The organism is Pseudomonas azadiae (assembly GCF_019145355.1).
GTDB classification, from domain to species: domain Bacteria; phylum Pseudomonadota; class Gammaproteobacteria; order Pseudomonadales; family Pseudomonadaceae; genus Aquipseudomonas; species Aquipseudomonas azadiae.
The window spans coordinates 413022-427738 of the sequence record NZ_JAHSTY010000001.1 but is presented as its reverse complement, the minus strand read 5'-3'; the positions used below and the strand labels follow the sequence as shown (position 1 = coordinate 427738).

General features: G+C 60.8%; 13 protein-coding genes and 1 tRNA gene. 7 read left to right on the top strand and 7 right to left on the bottom strand.

Translation table 11 applies throughout. The annotated features are described in order from the left end of the window. Nucleotides 1–23: 23 nt before the first annotated feature. Nucleotides 24–1724, bottom strand: a complete 1701-nt coding sequence (gene acpA, locus KVG91_RS02005) for an acid phosphatase (RefSeq protein ID WP_169377518.1) — start codon at nucleotides 1722–1724, stop codon at nucleotides 24–26. Between the two features lie 93 nt (nucleotides 1725–1817). Continuing rightward, a complete protein-coding gene (locus KVG91_RS02000; protein ID WP_169377517.1) occupies nucleotides 1818–2138 on the bottom strand; it encodes a hypothetical protein in 321 nt (106 codons plus the stop codon). 272 nt (nucleotides 2139–2410) lie between these two features. Here KVG91_RS02000 and KVG91_RS01995 point away from each other — a divergent pair, with 272 nt between their 5' ends. Next, nucleotides 2411–2701: a nucleotidyltransferase family protein gene (locus tag KVG91_RS01995; RefSeq protein WP_169377516.1), complete on the top strand. Its 291-nt coding sequence runs from the start codon at nucleotides 2411–2413 to the stop codon at nucleotides 2699–2701. 126 nt (nucleotides 2702–2827) lie between these two features. Then, nucleotides 2828–3043, top strand: a complete 216-nt coding sequence (locus KVG91_RS28200) for a HepT-like ribonuclease domain-containing protein (RefSeq protein ID WP_217894859.1) — start codon at nucleotides 2828–2830, stop codon at nucleotides 3041–3043. A gap of 38 nt (nucleotides 3044–3081) precedes the next feature. Here the strand turns inward: KVG91_RS28200 and KVG91_RS01985 are convergent, their stop codons facing one another. After that, complete coding sequence (locus KVG91_RS01985) at nucleotides 3082–4500, bottom strand: short-chain fatty acid transporter (RefSeq protein WP_169377515.1); 1419 nt, start codon at nucleotides 4498–4500, stop codon at nucleotides 3082–3084. Nucleotides 4501–4685: 185 nt separating this feature from the next. Between KVG91_RS01985 and KVG91_RS01980 the strand changes: the two genes are divergently transcribed. Then, entirely contained in the window at nucleotides 4686–5975 is a 1290-nt protein-coding gene (locus tag KVG91_RS01980; RefSeq protein WP_169377514.1) for an MFS transporter, read from the top strand. A gap of 118 nt (nucleotides 5976–6093) precedes the next feature. Continuing rightward, nucleotides 6094–6678 (top strand): flavin reductase family protein, encoded by a 585-nt coding sequence (locus tag KVG91_RS01975; RefSeq protein ID WP_169377513.1) that lies wholly within the window; start codon nucleotides 6094–6096, stop codon nucleotides 6676–6678. A 21-nt stretch (nucleotides 6679–6699) separates the two neighbouring features. Here the strand turns inward: KVG91_RS01975 and KVG91_RS01970 are convergent, their stop codons facing one another. Then, on the bottom strand, nucleotides 6700–7509 hold the full coding sequence (locus KVG91_RS01970; protein WP_169377512.1) for an AraC family transcriptional regulator: 810 nt from the start codon (nucleotides 7507–7509) through the stop codon (nucleotides 6700–6702). Between the two features lie 155 nt (nucleotides 7510–7664). Between KVG91_RS01970 and KVG91_RS01965 the strand changes: the two genes are divergently transcribed. Next, complete coding sequence (locus KVG91_RS01965; RefSeq protein WP_169377511.1) at nucleotides 7665–8303, top strand: LysE family transporter; 639 nt, start codon at nucleotides 7665–7667, stop codon at nucleotides 8301–8303. Between the two features lie 130 nt (nucleotides 8304–8433). On the opposite strand, the gene ggt is transcribed toward KVG91_RS01965, so the two are convergent. The 3 genes from ggt to KVG91_RS01950 all read right to left on the bottom strand — a co-directional run bounded on the left by ggt (nucleotide 8434) and on the right by KVG91_RS01950 (nucleotide 11269). Further along, nucleotides 8434–10263 carry a gamma-glutamyltransferase gene (gene ggt, locus KVG91_RS01960; RefSeq protein WP_169377510.1) on the bottom strand — a complete coding sequence of 610 codons (1830 nt, stop codon included), beginning with the start codon at nucleotides 10261–10263 and terminating at the stop codon, nucleotides 8434–8436. 198 nt (nucleotides 10264–10461) lie between these two features. After that, nucleotides 10462–10538: transfer RNA gene (locus KVG91_RS01955), tRNA-Met, on the bottom strand. Between the two features lie 179 nt (nucleotides 10539–10717). Further along, nucleotides 10718–11269, bottom strand: coding sequence for an RNA polymerase sigma factor (locus KVG91_RS01950; protein ID WP_169377509.1), 552 nt, complete (start codon nucleotides 11267–11269; stop codon nucleotides 10718–10720). Between the two features lie 262 nt (nucleotides 11270–11531). Here KVG91_RS01950 and KVG91_RS01945 point away from each other — a divergent pair, with 262 nt between their 5' ends. After that, nucleotides 11532–12596, top strand: a complete 1065-nt coding sequence (locus tag KVG91_RS01945) for an HrpJ domain-containing protein (RefSeq protein WP_169377508.1) — start codon at nucleotides 11532–11534, stop codon at nucleotides 12594–12596. After that, entirely contained in the window at nucleotides 12593–14686 is a 2094-nt protein-coding gene (gene sctV / locus KVG91_RS01940) for a type III secretion system export apparatus subunit SctV (RefSeq protein ID WP_169377507.1), read from the top strand. Before KVG91_RS01945 ends, sctV begins: the two co-directional genes overlap by 4 nt. Nucleotides 14687–14717 lie beyond the last annotated feature (31 nt).

Below are 14717 nucleotides of genomic sequence, written 5' to 3'. Positions count from 1 at the left end.
CATGTCGCTATTGGATAAGACACCTACCGGTTGAACTGCAGGGCGGCAGTCAGATCACCCATGGGTTTCTGGCCGCGGGCGATCATTGCGTCATCCCGCTGCTTGAGGCCGTCCAGTGTTTCGAGCTGGAACACACGGGTGATCAGACGCAGGATTGACGCCGTGTCATACACCGTATGGTCCACCGTGCCTTTGCGCGCGAACGGCGACACCACCAGCGCCGGAACCCGCGTGCCCGGGCCCCACCGATCACCTTTGGGCGGTGCGACGTGGTCCCACCAGCCGCCGTTTTCATCGACCGTCACCACCACCACCATGTTTTGCCACTGCGGGCTTTCCTGCAGCACCTTCAAGGCGCGCACGATATGGCGGTCGCCCGAGGCGATGTCGGCATAGCCCGCGTGCATGTTCAGGTTGCCCTGGGGCTTGTAGAAGGTGACGGCGGGCAGCTTGCCGGCCTGGGCGTCGGCGAAGAATTTGTTGGTGCCAGAATCATCACCCAGGCCGCCATCGCGCAGGCGCCTGTCGCGCTCGGCACGGTTCTGCGGGCCCTGCTGCTTGAAGTAGTTGAACGGCTGGTGGTGATACTGGAAGTTCGGAATCTTCGGAATACCGCCCGAGTCCTTGAATTGGTCCAGGGTCGCTTGCCATGCGCCGGCGTACCACGCCCATTCGACGTTCTTTTTCGACAATTTGTCGCCGATGTGTTCGTGGGTCTGCGGCACCAGCACGTTGGGCAGCTCCGGTTTTGAATAGTCCGGGTTTTGCGGGTCGCGAATCCAGGTCGGCCAGTAGGGCGGGGCCAAGGTGTTCACCACGTAGCCATCCGGGGTCAGGGCGCTGGGGCCAAACTGCGGCGGCCCCGTCATGGCGCTGGCCGGGGACGTGTCCAGCGGTTTGAGGCGCGGGTCGCTGGGGTCATCGCTTTGCAGCGTGGCGATCTGCGCTTTTGCGACCGATTGAGCGGCATTCGGATAAACCGGCGCGGTAGCGCTGATCAGGTACTGGTGATTGAGGAACGAGCCACCAAAGGCCCCCTGGAAGAAGTTGTCGCAGAGCACAAACTCCTTGGCCACGTCCCACAGGCGCAGGGAATAACGACTCTGGGCGTAATGGCCCATCACCAAGCCGCCGGAGTCGGCCCAGGCGACGAAATGATCATTTTTGCCGCCATTGATCTGCATTTGGTTCTGATAGAACACGTGCCACAAATCGCGTGTGACCAGGCTCAGGGGCAGGTCTTCAGCGTTAGGGCCCCTGAGGGCGAACGGTGCGTTGGGCAGGTTTTCCTGGAATTGCGCTCCACTGGCATAGGTCACCCCGTCCACTGTCTGCGGGCCGACTTGCAGCACACCGCCCCAGACAGGCGGCAGGGTGTTCAATACGCTGGCGTCACGGTCGCGTTGCTGTGTATCGGCGGCGGAAAGTGCCGACAGCGGCTTTTCGACGCCGGGAAAATCCGCAAATAGATTGTTGAAACTGCGATTCTCGGCGTAGATCACTACCACGGTTTTCACCTGGTCGCGCAACGCCTTGTCCAGTGCTTGCGGGGTAAGCGGCCGCGCTTCCGGTCTGCCCGGTGTTTCGCTGGTATTGCCGCAGGCACTCAAGGTCGCGCCGACCCCCAATACCGCGGCGCCCCCCAGGAAGCGCCGGCGACTGGTGTCTACCGGCGGCTGGGCCGCGGCATCGGAGGAAGGGCGGTCTTCGTGATCGTCACTCATTGCGGGAGTCCCTGGCGAGTTGTTGCAAGATATTTCGCCAGGACGGTAGCAACGCAATGTGACGGATCGAAGACAGTGAGTTGAATCAGACGATCACAGCAGGCGCAGCGCCAACTGGCTGCCAGCGCGCAAGTACTCCACCTGCGCCGTCACCGCGTCCCTGACGATGGCCTCGCCGGTGTCGGTGAGCTTGGCCTTTTTGGAATCAATGACACTGGTCTGCAATAGCTGCATGGCCACGTCGATCGATTTCTGAAAAGCGGTCACGTTGTTATGCAGGCCGAACTCCTTGATGACGGCGGCCATGCGGCGATCGGCATCGTCTCGCAAGGCGCTGTACTCAGTGACCGAAACTTCGTCGTCCTTGTAGATATCAGTGATTAACTCTTCCAGCGATTTGGATAGCGGCGTCATCGGATTGTCCTTGATGGGCTGTGGGTGGGAATCCGAATTAGGTTAATCAACGATCTTGGCGGGGGGAGTCAGGGGTTGCCGTCGATTCAAGTGCGATAAGTCCACGTGTCAGTTCAGAAAAGTGACTTTTAAGCTTGTCGATTGAACCTGCCTCAGATGTTTGAGCGGGTTTTGCCGAATCTCCCGTATACCTCGTCAGAGTGTTATGCATATGTCTACAGGCGGCTGGCGCTGCTAGACTGGAACGATACTAAACATCATCGAGGCGCACCGTGAAACCTTCCACCGCCCTTGACCTGCAGCGAGCTGCCGTCAGAGAAGTCGTCGGTCGTTTCCGCATCTCAAACCCCAGAGTATTTGGGGCTGTGTTACTGGGAACCGACCAAGAAGGCAGCGATCTGGATCTATTAGTCGATGCTCCGCCGGGAACCACGCTTTTTGATCTCGGTGGACTTCAGGTAGAGCTTGAGGATCTGCTTGGCGTCAATGTGGATTTACTGACGCCTGCCGATTTACCTTTGAAATTTCGCGCAAAAGTCTTGGCCGAGGCACGTCCGGTATGACAGCGAACCGTCTTGAGGATTATTTGAATCACGTCCGGCAAGCGGCTACTGATGCGATTACTTTTGTTCAAGGCTTGAGCAAAGAGGAATTTTCTGGAAGACAGGCGAACTCAACAAGCGGTAATCATGAGCCTGATCATCATTGGTGAGGCTTCGACCAAAATCATGATCCAGTATCCGGATTTCGCGGCCGGTCATTCACACATCCCGTGGCGAAGCATGCGCGGAATGCGCAATCGGATTGCCCATGGTTATTTCGACATCAACCTTGATGTGGTTTGGGACACGATCCAGAGCGCCTTGCCTGATTTACTGGAGCATCTGCCCATTGCTCCTGCATGAAGAGCACCTGTTGCAACAACAGGTGCTTCATCCGTTGATTAAGGCATCACCGGCGGCAAATACTTCAACGTCGTCCCCAACGCCCACAGCAGAAACAACACCAGCGGCGTGTGCACCAGCAACTGCACGAACGAAAACCCGATCAAGTCCCGCGCCTTCAAGCCCAATACCCCCAGCAGCGGCAGCATATAGAACGGGTTGATCAGGTTCGGCAGTGCCTCGGCGGCATTGTAGATCTGCACTGCCCAGCCCAGGTGGTATTGCAGGTCATTGGCGACTTGCATCACGTAGGGCGCCTCGATGATCCACTTGCCACCGCCCGACGGGATAAAGAAACCCAGTACCGCCGAGTACACGCCCATCAGCAGCGCGTAGGTGTCGTGGGAGGCGATGGAGGTGAAGAAGGTCGAAATATGGTGGGCCAGGGTCTGGCCGTCGCCACCCTTGACCACGGTCATCAGCGCAGCGATCGACCCGTACAACGGGAACTGGATCAGCACGCCAGTGGTGGTTGGTACCGCTCGAGCCACGGCGTCGAGGAAGCTGCGCGGGCGCCAGTGCAGCAGGGCGCCCACCATGATGAACAGGAAGTTATAGGTGTTCAGGCCCGAGATCGCGCTGATCGCCGGCTTGGTCGAGAACTCATGGAACAGCCAACCGGCCGCCAGGCAAGCCAGCAGGATGGTCAGCAGCGGGCTGTGCTCCAGCCATTCGCCCGGCCGGGTCGGCGCTTGTAGCTTGGGCAGGTTGAACGCGGGGTCGACCCCACAGGCCTTGGCGTCCCGCGCACTGTTCGGGCCGGGCGCGGTGGCGTAGGCGATAATCAGCGACACCACGATCAGCGCGAGCAACAGCACACCGGATTGCCACAGGAAAATGGTCTCAGTGAACGGGATCACGCCAGTGATCGACAGGATCGACGGCGGCAGGCTAGCGGGGTTGGCCTGCAACTGCGCGGCCGAAGACGACAGCCCCAGCGCCCACACCGCACCCAGCCCCAGATAAGCCGCGGCACCAGCAGCGCGATAATCCATGCGCAAATCCGTACGACGCGCCAGCGCCCGCACCAGCAAACCGCCAAACACCAGGGACAGGCCCCAGTTCAGCAAGGACGCGATCATGGAGATCAGCGCCACCCAGGCCACGGCCGAGCGGCCGTTCTTCGGGATACGCGCCAGGCGGTCGATCAGCTTCACCGCTGGCGGCGAACTGGCGACCACATAACCACCGATCACCACAAACGCCATCTGCATGGTGAAGGGGATCAGGCTCCAGAACCCGTCGCCAAAGGCCTTGGCCGCCTCGGCGGGTGCGGCGCCCATGCCCAGGGTCGCCACGGCGACAATGATCACGGCGAGGGCGGCGAACACCCAGGAGTCTGGAAACCAGCGTTCGGCGAAGTTGGAACAGCGCAGGGCAAATCGGGCATAGCGGCTTTCTTCGATAGCATCGGCCACGAGTCTTTCCTCTTGTCTTTATTATGGTGTTGGCACTTTCACGGCATGTTCCGCTACCGCCATTGATATGGGAATGCAGTTATCTTCATCGATCCATGAGGAAAACAAATATATCTGTCGTGATTGCCATCACTTGGCTCAGCTCATAACCTGCACGCCATTTTGTTTGTCTGCCGAGCCTTCACATGACTGCCTCCTCTTTGCCACAGGCGCAGCGTTTTTCCCGCTCCGACTACAAAACCCTGGGGCTGGCCGCCCTGGGCGGTGCCCTGGAAATCTACGACTTCATTATTTTCGTGTTTTTCGCGCTGACCTTGAGCCAGCTGTTCTTCCCGCCGGAAATGCCCGAGTGGCTGCGCCTGCTGCAAAGCTTCGGCATCTTCGTCACCGGCTACCTGGCGCGCCCGCTGGGCGGCATCCTGATGGCGCATTTCGCCGATCACCTGGGACGCAAACGCGTGTTCAGCCTGAGCATCCTGATGATGGCGTTGCCCTGCCTGTTGATCGGCATCATGCCCACCTACGCGCACATCGGCTATTTCGCGCCGCTGATCCTGCTGGCGCTGCGCGTGCTGCAAGGCGCGGCAGTGGGGGGAGAAGTGCCCAGCGCCTGGACCTTCGTTGCCGAACACGCCCCGGCCCGTCATCGCGGTTACGCCCTGGGCTTCCTGCAAGCCGGCCTGACGTTCGGCTACCTGCTCGGCGCACTCACTGCCACCTTGCTGGCGCAAGTCTTCACACCCGCCGAAATCCTCGACTATGCCTGGCGCTTTCCGTTCCTGCTGGGCGGCGTGTTTGGCGTGATCGGCGTATGGCTGCGACGCTGGCTCAGCGAAACCCCGGTGTTTCTCGACATGCAGGCGCGCCGCCAAGCCGCCGCCGAACTGCCTTTGCGCACCGTATTGCGCGACCACCGCGCCGTGTTGCTGCCGGCGATGATCCTTACCTGTGTACTCACTTCGGCCGTGGTGGTACTGGTCGTCATCACCCCCACCATGATGCAGAAAACCTTCGGCATGAGCCCCAGCCACACTTTCGCCCTGAGTGCCTTGGGCATCGTGTTCCTGAATATCGGCTGCGTACTCGCCGGGTTGCTGGTCGACCGCATCGGTGCCTGGCGCGCGGTACTTATCTACAGCGTGTTGCTGCCGGTGGGGATTGCGGTTCTGTACGCCAGCCTCATCAGCGGCGGCGTATGGCTGGGCGCGGCGTATGCCTTGGCGGGGCTCGGTTGCGGCGTGGTGGGCGCGGTGCCGTCGGTGATGGTCGGGTTGTTTCCGGCGCAGGTGCGGGTTTCGGGAATATCCTTCACCTACAACATCGCCTACGCGCTGTGGGCCAGCACCACCCCGCTGCTGTTGATTGCGCTGATGCCGACCAGCCCGTGGATCTGCGTGATTTATTGTGCGGTGATGGGGGCGGTGGGGGTGCTGAGCGTGGCGTTGTTTGGAAAGCGCCACACGTTAAAGGCCTGAGCCTTGAGTCAAGACGTGCCAAAGCAGCAACGTACCGGACCCCGCCATGCGCCGATACTCGCGCGCCGGGGTCATCGGGTATCGTAGGGTTTATTTTTTCTGCAGAGTCTTTTCAACCATGAGCCCAGCCCATCACCGTCGCCCCGTTCCGCTGTCCAAGGCCTACCGCTTGCTCAACCACGGCCCGACCGTGCTGGTGAGCGCCGCCCACAACGGCCGGCGCAACATCATGGCGGCCGCCTGGGCGATGCCGCTGGACTTCGAACCGCCGAAAGTCGCCGTGGTGTTGGACAAGGCCACCTGGACGCGCCAATTGCTGGAAGGCGCCGGCACCTTCGTGCTTCAGGTGCCTTGTGCGGCACAGGCGGATCTGGTGCAGACGCTGGGTAATACCACTGGCGCCGAAACCGACAAATTCGCTGCATACGGTTTACAGACGTTCATCGGTGAACATACCGAAGCGCCCTTGCTGGAAGGTTGCGTGGCCTGGCTGGAGTGTCGTCTGTTGCCCGAGCCTCATACCCAGCAGACCTACGATCTGTTCCTGGGCGAAGTGGTCGCGGCGTATGCCGATGAACGCGTATTCAGCGAAGGCCGTTGGCACTTCGAAGGCCATGATCAACGGCGCACCTTGCACCATGTGGCGGGCGGGCATTTCCTCACAATTGGCCAGCCGATTGATGGGCATCAGCTTCCACACTGACGGCCCCTCCCAGCGGTTCTGTCAGCGCCCGAGCATCTTCACCCAGCGCGACGGCGGCATGCCGTAGGTGCTGCGAAATTGCCGGGTCATATGGCTCTGGTCGGTGAAGCCGGCGGTCAACGCCGCATCAACCAGCGATTGGCCCTGAGCCAGCAGGCTGCGCACCAGGTCCAGCCGGCGCATGGTCAGGTAGCGATAGGGGCTGGTGCCGAACAGCAGGCGAAAATCCCGCGACAGGGCCCAGCGGTCGCGTCCGGCGTGGTCGGCCATTTCATCCAGGGTGATGCTGCGGCCCAGGGCGCCGTGGATGAATTCCCGGGCGCGCTCGGCGGCGACGTAGTCGAAGCGCTTGCGGCTGATGATGCCGCCCGAAACGTTGTTCAGCGCGTGGGCCAGGTCGAACAGTGCGTCCTGCTCCTGCAACGGGTCGATGGGGTTATCCAGGTTTTGCAGCAGCACTTCGCTGGCGCGGAACAGCCTGGGGTCAGTGGATAGGCCATTTAGGATAAACGGCAACGGCTTGCCGCCGAGAATATGCTGGATCAGCGACGGCTCGACGTAAATCATCCGGTATTTGAAGCCTTCGTCGCTGCCGGCGTGGCCGTCATGGGTTTCATCAGGGTGCAGCACCATGGTGGTGCCGGGCAGGCTGTGGACCATGGCGCCGCGATAGTGAAAGCTTTGCACACCCGTCAGGGTGCGCCCGATGGCGTAAGTGTCATGTCGGTGCGGATCGAAGGCGAAGCCGGCAAAGTACGCCTCGATCCGGTCCAGGCCACTGGCATGCGGGGCGCGGTGCAGCCAGTCGAGGGTGGCGGTGGGTTTGCCCATGGCGGCTTGTCACAAAAAGGGAGATGGAAACACGTTAACCCAGTCTGCAGCCCTTGTCTGCGGGGGTCTTGTACGATTGTGCAGGGTAGATTGTGTAGGGTAGTTACGAGGCCTATGATCGTCTTTCGTGCCTCGTGCTGATGGAGTTGCCTGCCATGGAATTTTTCAACCCCGCCTACGTGGCGCCCCTGATTTCGCTGGCTTTGCTGTGGACGGTGGCGGTAGTGACGCCTGGGCCCAACTTTTTCAACACCGCGCAACTGGCCGCGAGCTGTTCGCGCCACCATGGCGTGGTGGCGTCGGCGGGTATTGCCACCGGTACGGTCATGTGGGGGCTGGCGGGCGGCCTTGGCATCAAGTCGCTGTTTACCGCGGCACCGATGCTGTACCTGGCGTTCAAGATCATCGGCGGCTGCTACCTGATTTACCTTGGACTGAAACTGTTTCGGCGCTCGGCGCCGGCCATGGGCCAGAGTGTGCTGGCGCTGCAAGCCCGGCGCTCGCTGTTTTCCGCCTGGCGCCTGGGGTTGTTGGGTAACCTGTCCAATCCGAAGGCGGCCTTGTTTGTTGCCACCATCTTCGCCTCCACCATGCCGCCGTCACCGTCGCCGATGCTGTTGACCCTGGCGGTGATCACCATGGCTACCTTGTCGTTCAGTTGGTATTCCTGCGTGGCCCTGGTGTTTTCCAGCGAGCGCATGGCCAACTTCTATAGCCGCTCGCGCAAGTGGCTCGACCGCTTTGCCGGGAGTTGCTACATGCTCTTCGGTGCACACCTGGTAGCGAATCGCTGACTGCCCGCTCACTATAGAAGACCGCGTTTTTACCAAGGGCTGAGCGTCCACGAATAGGTCAAGCTCTTCATCTGCTCGGCGTGATGCGTTCTTCGGCGGTAGCTGTGAAAGGCTCCGTTGGATGAAATGTTCAATCGCCGACCGCTTCGCCTTCGCGCCGTGGGTCAGCGCCGCCGCTCAGCAACACCTTACCCTGGGCGTCCCGTGTACGGACGATGGCCTGGATGCCACTGGTCATCTCGATCTCGCTCAGCGCATGGCCCTTGTCTTTGAGTGCCTGTTTCAACGCTGGGCTGAACAGACCGGTTTCCAATTCGGTGGCGCCGTTGCGGCTGCCGAAGTTGGGCAGGCTGATGGCGGCTTGCGGGTCAAGTTTCCAGTCGAGCATCGCCACCAGGGACTTGCTCACGTACTCGATGATTTGCGAGCCGCCGGGCGAGCCCAGCGTGGCAAGTAACTCGCCACTCTTGCGGTCAAACACCAGAGTCGGCGCCATGGCCGAGCGCGGGCGCTTGCCGGGTTCGACGCGGTTGGCCACGGGCAGGCCATCTTCTACGGGGATGAACGAAAAGTCGGTCATCTGGTTGTTGAGCAAGAAACCCTGGACCATGACGTGGGCGCCAAACGCCGCTTCCACCGTGGTGGTCATCGACACGGCGCCGCCCATGTCGTCCACCGCCACCACTTGCGAGGTGGAGATACGCAGCGGTGAGCGATCCGGCGCGTACGCCACCTGGATGCCCGCCGGCAGGCCCGGCTTGGCGATACCCATGCTGCGCTCGCCGATTAACGCAGCGCGCTTGGCCAGATAGTCCGGTGCGATGAGGCCGGCGACCGGCACCGGGACGAAATCGGCGTCGGCAACGTAGAGCGCGCGATCAGCGAAGGCCAGGCGCCCGGCTTCGGCCAGCAGGTGCACGGCTTCTGTTGTCGGCTCGAGGCCGGCGGGCGATGGGCTGTTCACCGGTTGCATCGCGGCGATGGCCAGCCCTGGGTCGCGGGCTTGCAGCGCTTGCAAGGTGCCCAGGATTTGCGCGATGGCGACCCCGCCCGATGACGGCGGCGGCATGCCGCAGACTTTCCACTGCTGATAGTCCGTGCACAGCGGCGTGCGTTCCTTGGCGGTATACCCCTTCAGGTCCGCCAGGGACAGGCTGCCCGCGTTGCGATGGCCTTGCACTTTGCGCGCGATCTCATCGGCAATCGGACCGCGGTACAGCGCATCCGGCCCTTCCTTGGCGATGCGTTTGAACACCTCTGCCAGCGCCGGATTTTTCAACAGCGTACCGGTGGCTTTCGGCGAGCCATCGACATTCAGGAAGTACGCCGCCATGTCGGGTGATTGCGCGATATAACGGTCCGCCGCGATCAGGCTGTGCAGGCGCGCAGACATCGCAAAGCCCTGTTCCGAGAGCCGGATCGCCGGTTCGAACAGCTTGGCCCATTGCAGTCGGCCGGTCTTTTTGTGCGCCAGTTCGAGCGCCCGCAATACGCCAGGCGTGCCGACTGAACGGCCGCCTATCTGCGCCTCGGCAAACGTCATCGGTGTGCCGTCGGCCCTCAGGAACAACCGCTCGGTCGCCGCGGCCGGTGCGGTTTCACGGCCGTCATACGCATGCACATTTTCGCCGTCCCACAGCATGATGAACGCGCCGCCGCCGATGCCGGATGATTGCGGCTCCACCAGCGTCAGCACCGCCTGCATCGCAATGGCCGCATCTATCGCGGAACCGCCCATGCGCAAGATCTGGCGGCCGGCCTCGGCCGCCAGCGGGTTGGCGGCTGCGGCCATGTGGCGCTCGGCGTGTCGGGCAGTGAGGCCGGTGCGGTAACCCGAACCCAGCTCCGGCGCCGGTGGCTGTTGATTGGCCGGGTTGTGGCAGGCTGCCAGGGCCAGGGCTGCGGCAATCACTGACAGTTGACGGCGGGAAATCGAAAGCACGCGCTGAACTCCGTTCATTTTGAGAATGATCTGTGGTCCTTGAACAGTGCTTTTTACAGGTAATCCTGTCGTGCGGGTAGGGCCTCAAACTCCGCGATGATGTTCCTGCGGTTGTGAGGAAGGGTCGGGCGGAGCATGTCTGTGTCCGAAGCCGTCCAGCGCTTTTCGCCAGGCATAAAAAAACGGCTTACCTTTCGGTAAGCCGTTTTTAGTACTTGGTGGCTACACAGGGACTTGAACCCCGGACCCCAGCATTATGAATGCTATGCTCTAACCAACTGAGCTATGTAGCCAAGTGGCGCGCATTATTCGCGTAGAACGGGAATGCGTCAAGCATTTATTTTGAATTTTTATCTACGCTTTCAACTGTTTAAGCTGAATCACCGGGTCGGGCGCGATTCACCTTGCCGAGTCGCCAAAAAACCTCGCCGTGTTGGGCAGATATCCCTGCCGCCCAACCTGGGTGCTGGCTTTAAGGAAACGGCGAGTTGTGGGTGGCGCGTTTAAGCTGTTCGCGCGCCCTTGATAGCCGCGAACGAACAGTGCCGATGGGAATATCCAGTGCGTCGGCTGTGTCCTGGTAGCTGCCGTCGGTTTCCAGCGAGGCGTACAGCGTTTTGCGCATCTCCACCGGCAGGTGGTCAATGGCGCTCAAGGTTTTTTCAAGGCGACGGTTGACTTCGAACTCCCAATCCAGGTTGTGGTTGTCTTCCTGCCCGTGCCACAGCGACTCATCGAATTCGCAATGCACGGGCTTGGCGTAGAGGCGCCTGAAGTGATTGCGGATAAGGTTCTGCGCGATACCGCACATCCACGTGCTGAGCGTGGCATTGCCGCTGAAACGTTCCCGGTTGCGCCAGGCCTCCAGGTACGTCAATTGCAGAAGATCATCGGCATCTTCCGGGTTGAGAACACGCTTGTGAATGAAGCGCCGAAGTTTTTTTTGCTGATCGTCCGTCAGGTGAAGCATGAATTGAGGCGAGCTGCCAACGAGGTGCGCTAAAGCTTCAATAGGGATATTCATGATTTTTTCCTTGGGGTAGACGCAGTCGAAAGGATGTCGACGACAACCCCTTTTGCACTGGCTGTGCCAAGGAAAAGATTTCTATAACTGTCTGATTTGTATTGGTAAATATCCTGAAACAGTATGAATTTGCGCAGAGATTGGCATAGAGCCCCGAAGCGCTGCGCAAGTCTTTTCAAATTCGCCGTGAGATACGGCTGGATGGAACCGTTTGAGCTGGCCTTGCCACACAGGGAAACACTCTTCCTGTTCGGGTCTGTCCATGAAAGTCGAATCCTCCCCAGAAGTGCAAACGGTCTACCCGCTGGATAGACCTGCTGTCACCCAGACCTCTACGCCTGCGCCCGTCAACGGAATGGATGAACTTACTCACCTGTTCAGCCTGGAAGTGGCGAACAATAGTCAACCGTTGAGCCAGCGCAAGATGGGCGCGCGCGTGCCCCCGATCGAGCAGATGGCGGAGCTCTATCGTCAGTTGGGTCATCCAGCGAAGAGGACCCTGGCGATGATGTCTTTGCTGGCCAGGGAAGCGTTACGCCAGGGAGCTGACGTTGGCCCGTTGCTGGATCTTTCCGAGGGCGACCCTGCACGCGCATTCGTGGTGCTCAAGCACGTCGCGGCCCAGGCAGACGCCGAAGTGCGTCCGTCCGAAGCTGCCTTGGCGCGTGACGCCATCGTCAAGCTGGAGGTCCGTTTCAAAGGGCAGATTCAAGCCGGCCTGAACATCGCCTTAACGCTGCAGGCGGCCAGTGTCGACCCGCAAGAGCGCCAGGCGCTGCGTACGCTCTACTACGCCAGTGTGGTTACCCGACAGTCGTTGACGACGATGATGCAAGCGCTGCTGGGTGTATACGGCGGCGAGCGGTTGGCCGACGGGCTGAAGGTGATGCGCAAAGCCTTGGCGGACGACATCGCGGCCAAGGTGTCGTCGTTGCCGACACCTCTGTTGCGCAGCTTGTTGCTCGGCCTGCAAAGCTGTGGGCAGTTAAGCGGGGTGTTGGCGGGTTGTCATGCGCTGGTCCAGCGCCTGGGTATCAGTCACGACGCAGTGAGCCTGCTGCAGCGCATGCTGGGTTTCGCCAATACCGGTATCACAGCGGCTGAAATCATGCGGATGGGGGATGAACTGGCGGGTAGTCCGGACGGCAAGAAGTTGGTATCACTCAATGCGCTTTATCCCTTGGTACAACAACTGCCACTGGCGTTGTGGCTCGATAGCCGAGTACGCGAAGAAACCCTTCGTGGCTTTCTGACGGTGATGGGCGAAATGGACCGGATGACGCGCAGCCCCGCGCGTCTTCCAGATGACCTGAGGTCCATGGCGTGACTGCACTTTCGGCCATCAACCGCGTTCTGCTCAAGGTGGCGCAGCGCGCCGAAGTGCTGGGCGCCGTGGTGGTGATGGCCATCGTGTTCATCTTTATCGTGCCGCTGCCTACCTGGCTGGTGGACATTCTCATTGCGCTCAATATCTGCATCTCGTGCCTGCTGATCGTGTTGGCGCTTTACCTGCCGGGCCCCCTGGCATTTTCGTCGTTCCCGTCAATTCTGCTGCTGACCACCATGTTTCGCCTTGCGCTATCAATTGCGACGACGCGCTTGATCCTGCTGGAGCAGGACGCCGGTGACATCGTCGAGGCGTTCGGCAATTTTGTGGTCGGCGGCAACCTGGCCGTGGGCATGGTGATCTTTCTGATCCTGACCCTGGTCAACTTCCTGGTGATCACCAAAGGCTCGGAGCGGGTGGCCGAAGTGGCGGCGCGTTTCAGCCTGGATGCGATGCCCGGCAAGCAGATGTCCATCGACAGCGACCTGCGCGCCGGCTTGATTGACGGCATGCAGGCGCGAGACAAACGTGAGCAGTTGTCCCGTGAGAGCCAACTGTTCGGCGCCATGGATGGCGCCATGAAGTTCGTCAAGGGCGATGCCGTCGCTGGTTTGATCATCGTCGTGGTCAACCTGCTGGGCGGCTTCTCTACGGGTATGTTCCAGCACGGTTTGAGCGCTGCCGATTCAATGGCGCTGTACTCGGTGCTGACCATCGGCGATGGCCTGATTGCGCAGATTCCGGCGCTGCTGATCTCGCTCACCGCCGGCATGATCATCACCCGGGTGGCGCCGGACGGGCGCAAGGGCGTCAGCAACATGGGCGTCGAAATTGCCCGGCAAATGACCAGCGAGCCCAAGAGTTGGATGATCGCCTCGGTGGGCATGCTTGCATTTGCCGCGGTACCCGGCATGCCTACCGGAGTATTCATTTTGATTGCGCTGATAACCGGCAGCCTGGGGTACTACCTGATGCGCCAGCGCCAACGGCAGGAGCAACCCGACGCTGAAGCCGCCGAAGCGGTGCGCCCCGAGGAGAACGGCCGTGAAGATTTGCGCGGGTTCGATCCATCGAGGCCGTACCTGTTGCAGTTCTCTCCGGTTCTGCGAGGGACGCCTGAGGTGACTGACCTAATTCATTCGATTCGCCAGGCCCGCAATGCGATGGTCGCCAATATTGGCCTGACACTGCCACCGTTCGAAGTGGAACTCGATGACTCACTGGCCGATGATGAAATGCGGTTTTGCGTGCATGAGGTGCCGATGGTCAAGGCATCGGTGGTCAACCATGTGGCGGTCGAACGCAAGGCGCTGACGGTTGAGCCCGCGCACGGCACCCCCGGGCTGGCCGAACGCGATGAGCAGGATTGGCTCTGGTTGGCCCCGGACGACCCGCTGCTCGATGACCCGCAGTTGGAGCGCTTCACTGCGGCCAGCCTGATCGTCGAGCGCATGAAGCAGGCCATGATGCTCAGCGGGCCGCAGTTTTTGGGGGTTCAGGAGAGCAAGTCGATCCTCAGCTGGCTGGAGCACAACCAGCCGGAACTGGTCCAGGAGCTGCAGCGGATCATGCCGCTGTCGCGCTTTTCGGCGGTGCTGCAACGCTTGGCCAGCGAAGGTGTGCCGTTGCGGGCTGTGCGGCTGATTGTAGAGTCGCTGATCGAGTACGGCCAACATGAACGTGAACCGGACGCGCTGGCCGACTACGCGCGCATTGCGCTTAAAGCACAGATCTACCATCAGTACAGCGAAGCCGACGGTCTGCATGCCTGGTTGCTGTCGCCGCAGACCGAAAATGTCCTGCGTGAAGCGCTACGCCAGACCCAGACCGGGGTGTTCTTCGCCCTTGATGACGAACATAGCGCGACGTTGGTCGGGCTGCTCAATCAAGCCTTTTCCGTGCGTCAGAAACTCAAGAGCGTGATGTTGGTGGCGCAGGACTTGCGCAGCCCACTGCGTACGTTGTTGGTGGAAGAATTCAACCACGTGCCGGTGCTGTCTTTTGCCGAGCTGGGCAGCACTTCGAAGGTCAAGGTGCTGGGACGCTTCGACCTCGGCCAAGACGAGCTAATGCGCGGTGCAGCGGCATGAGGGGCTGGTCATGTCCGGCGCGCAGGGCTCG

Bases quoted from the DNA above. Each gene is read 5' to 3' on its own strand.
- acpA (WP_169377518.1), bottom strand. From the start codon at position 1,724: ATGAGTGACGATCACGAAGACCGCCCTTCCTCCGATGCCGCGGCCCAG.
- KVG91_RS01970 (WP_169377512.1), bottom strand. From the start codon at position 7,509: ATGGGCAAACCCACCGCCACCCTCGACTGGCTGCACCGCGCCCCGCAT.
- KVG91_RS01975 (WP_169377513.1), top strand. From the start codon at position 6,094: ATGAGCCCAGCCCATCACCGTCGCCCCGTTCCGCTGTCCAAGGCCTAC.
- KVG91_RS02000 (WP_169377517.1), bottom strand. From the start codon at position 2,138: ATGACGCCGCTATCCAAATCGCTGGAAGAGTTAATCACTGATATCTAC.
- KVG91_RS28200 (WP_217894859.1), top strand. From the start codon at position 2,828: ATGAGCCTGATCATCATTGGTGAGGCTTCGACCAAAATCATGATCCAG.
- KVG91_RS01945 (WP_169377508.1), top strand. From the start codon at position 11,532: ATGAAAGTCGAATCCTCCCCAGAAGTGCAAACGGTCTACCCGCTGGAT.
- KVG91_RS01950 (WP_169377509.1), bottom strand. From the start codon at position 11,269: ATGAATATCCCTATTGAAGCTTTAGCGCACCTCGTTGGCAGCTCGCCT.
- ggt (WP_169377510.1), bottom strand. From the start codon at position 10,263: ATGAACGGAGTTCAGCGCGTGCTTTCGATTTCCCGCCGTCAACTGTCA.
- KVG91_RS01980 (WP_169377514.1), top strand. From the start codon at position 4,686: ATGACTGCCTCCTCTTTGCCACAGGCGCAGCGTTTTTCCCGCTCCGAC.
- KVG91_RS01965 (WP_169377511.1), top strand. From the start codon at position 7,665: ATGGAATTTTTCAACCCCGCCTACGTGGCGCCCCTGATTTCGCTGGCT.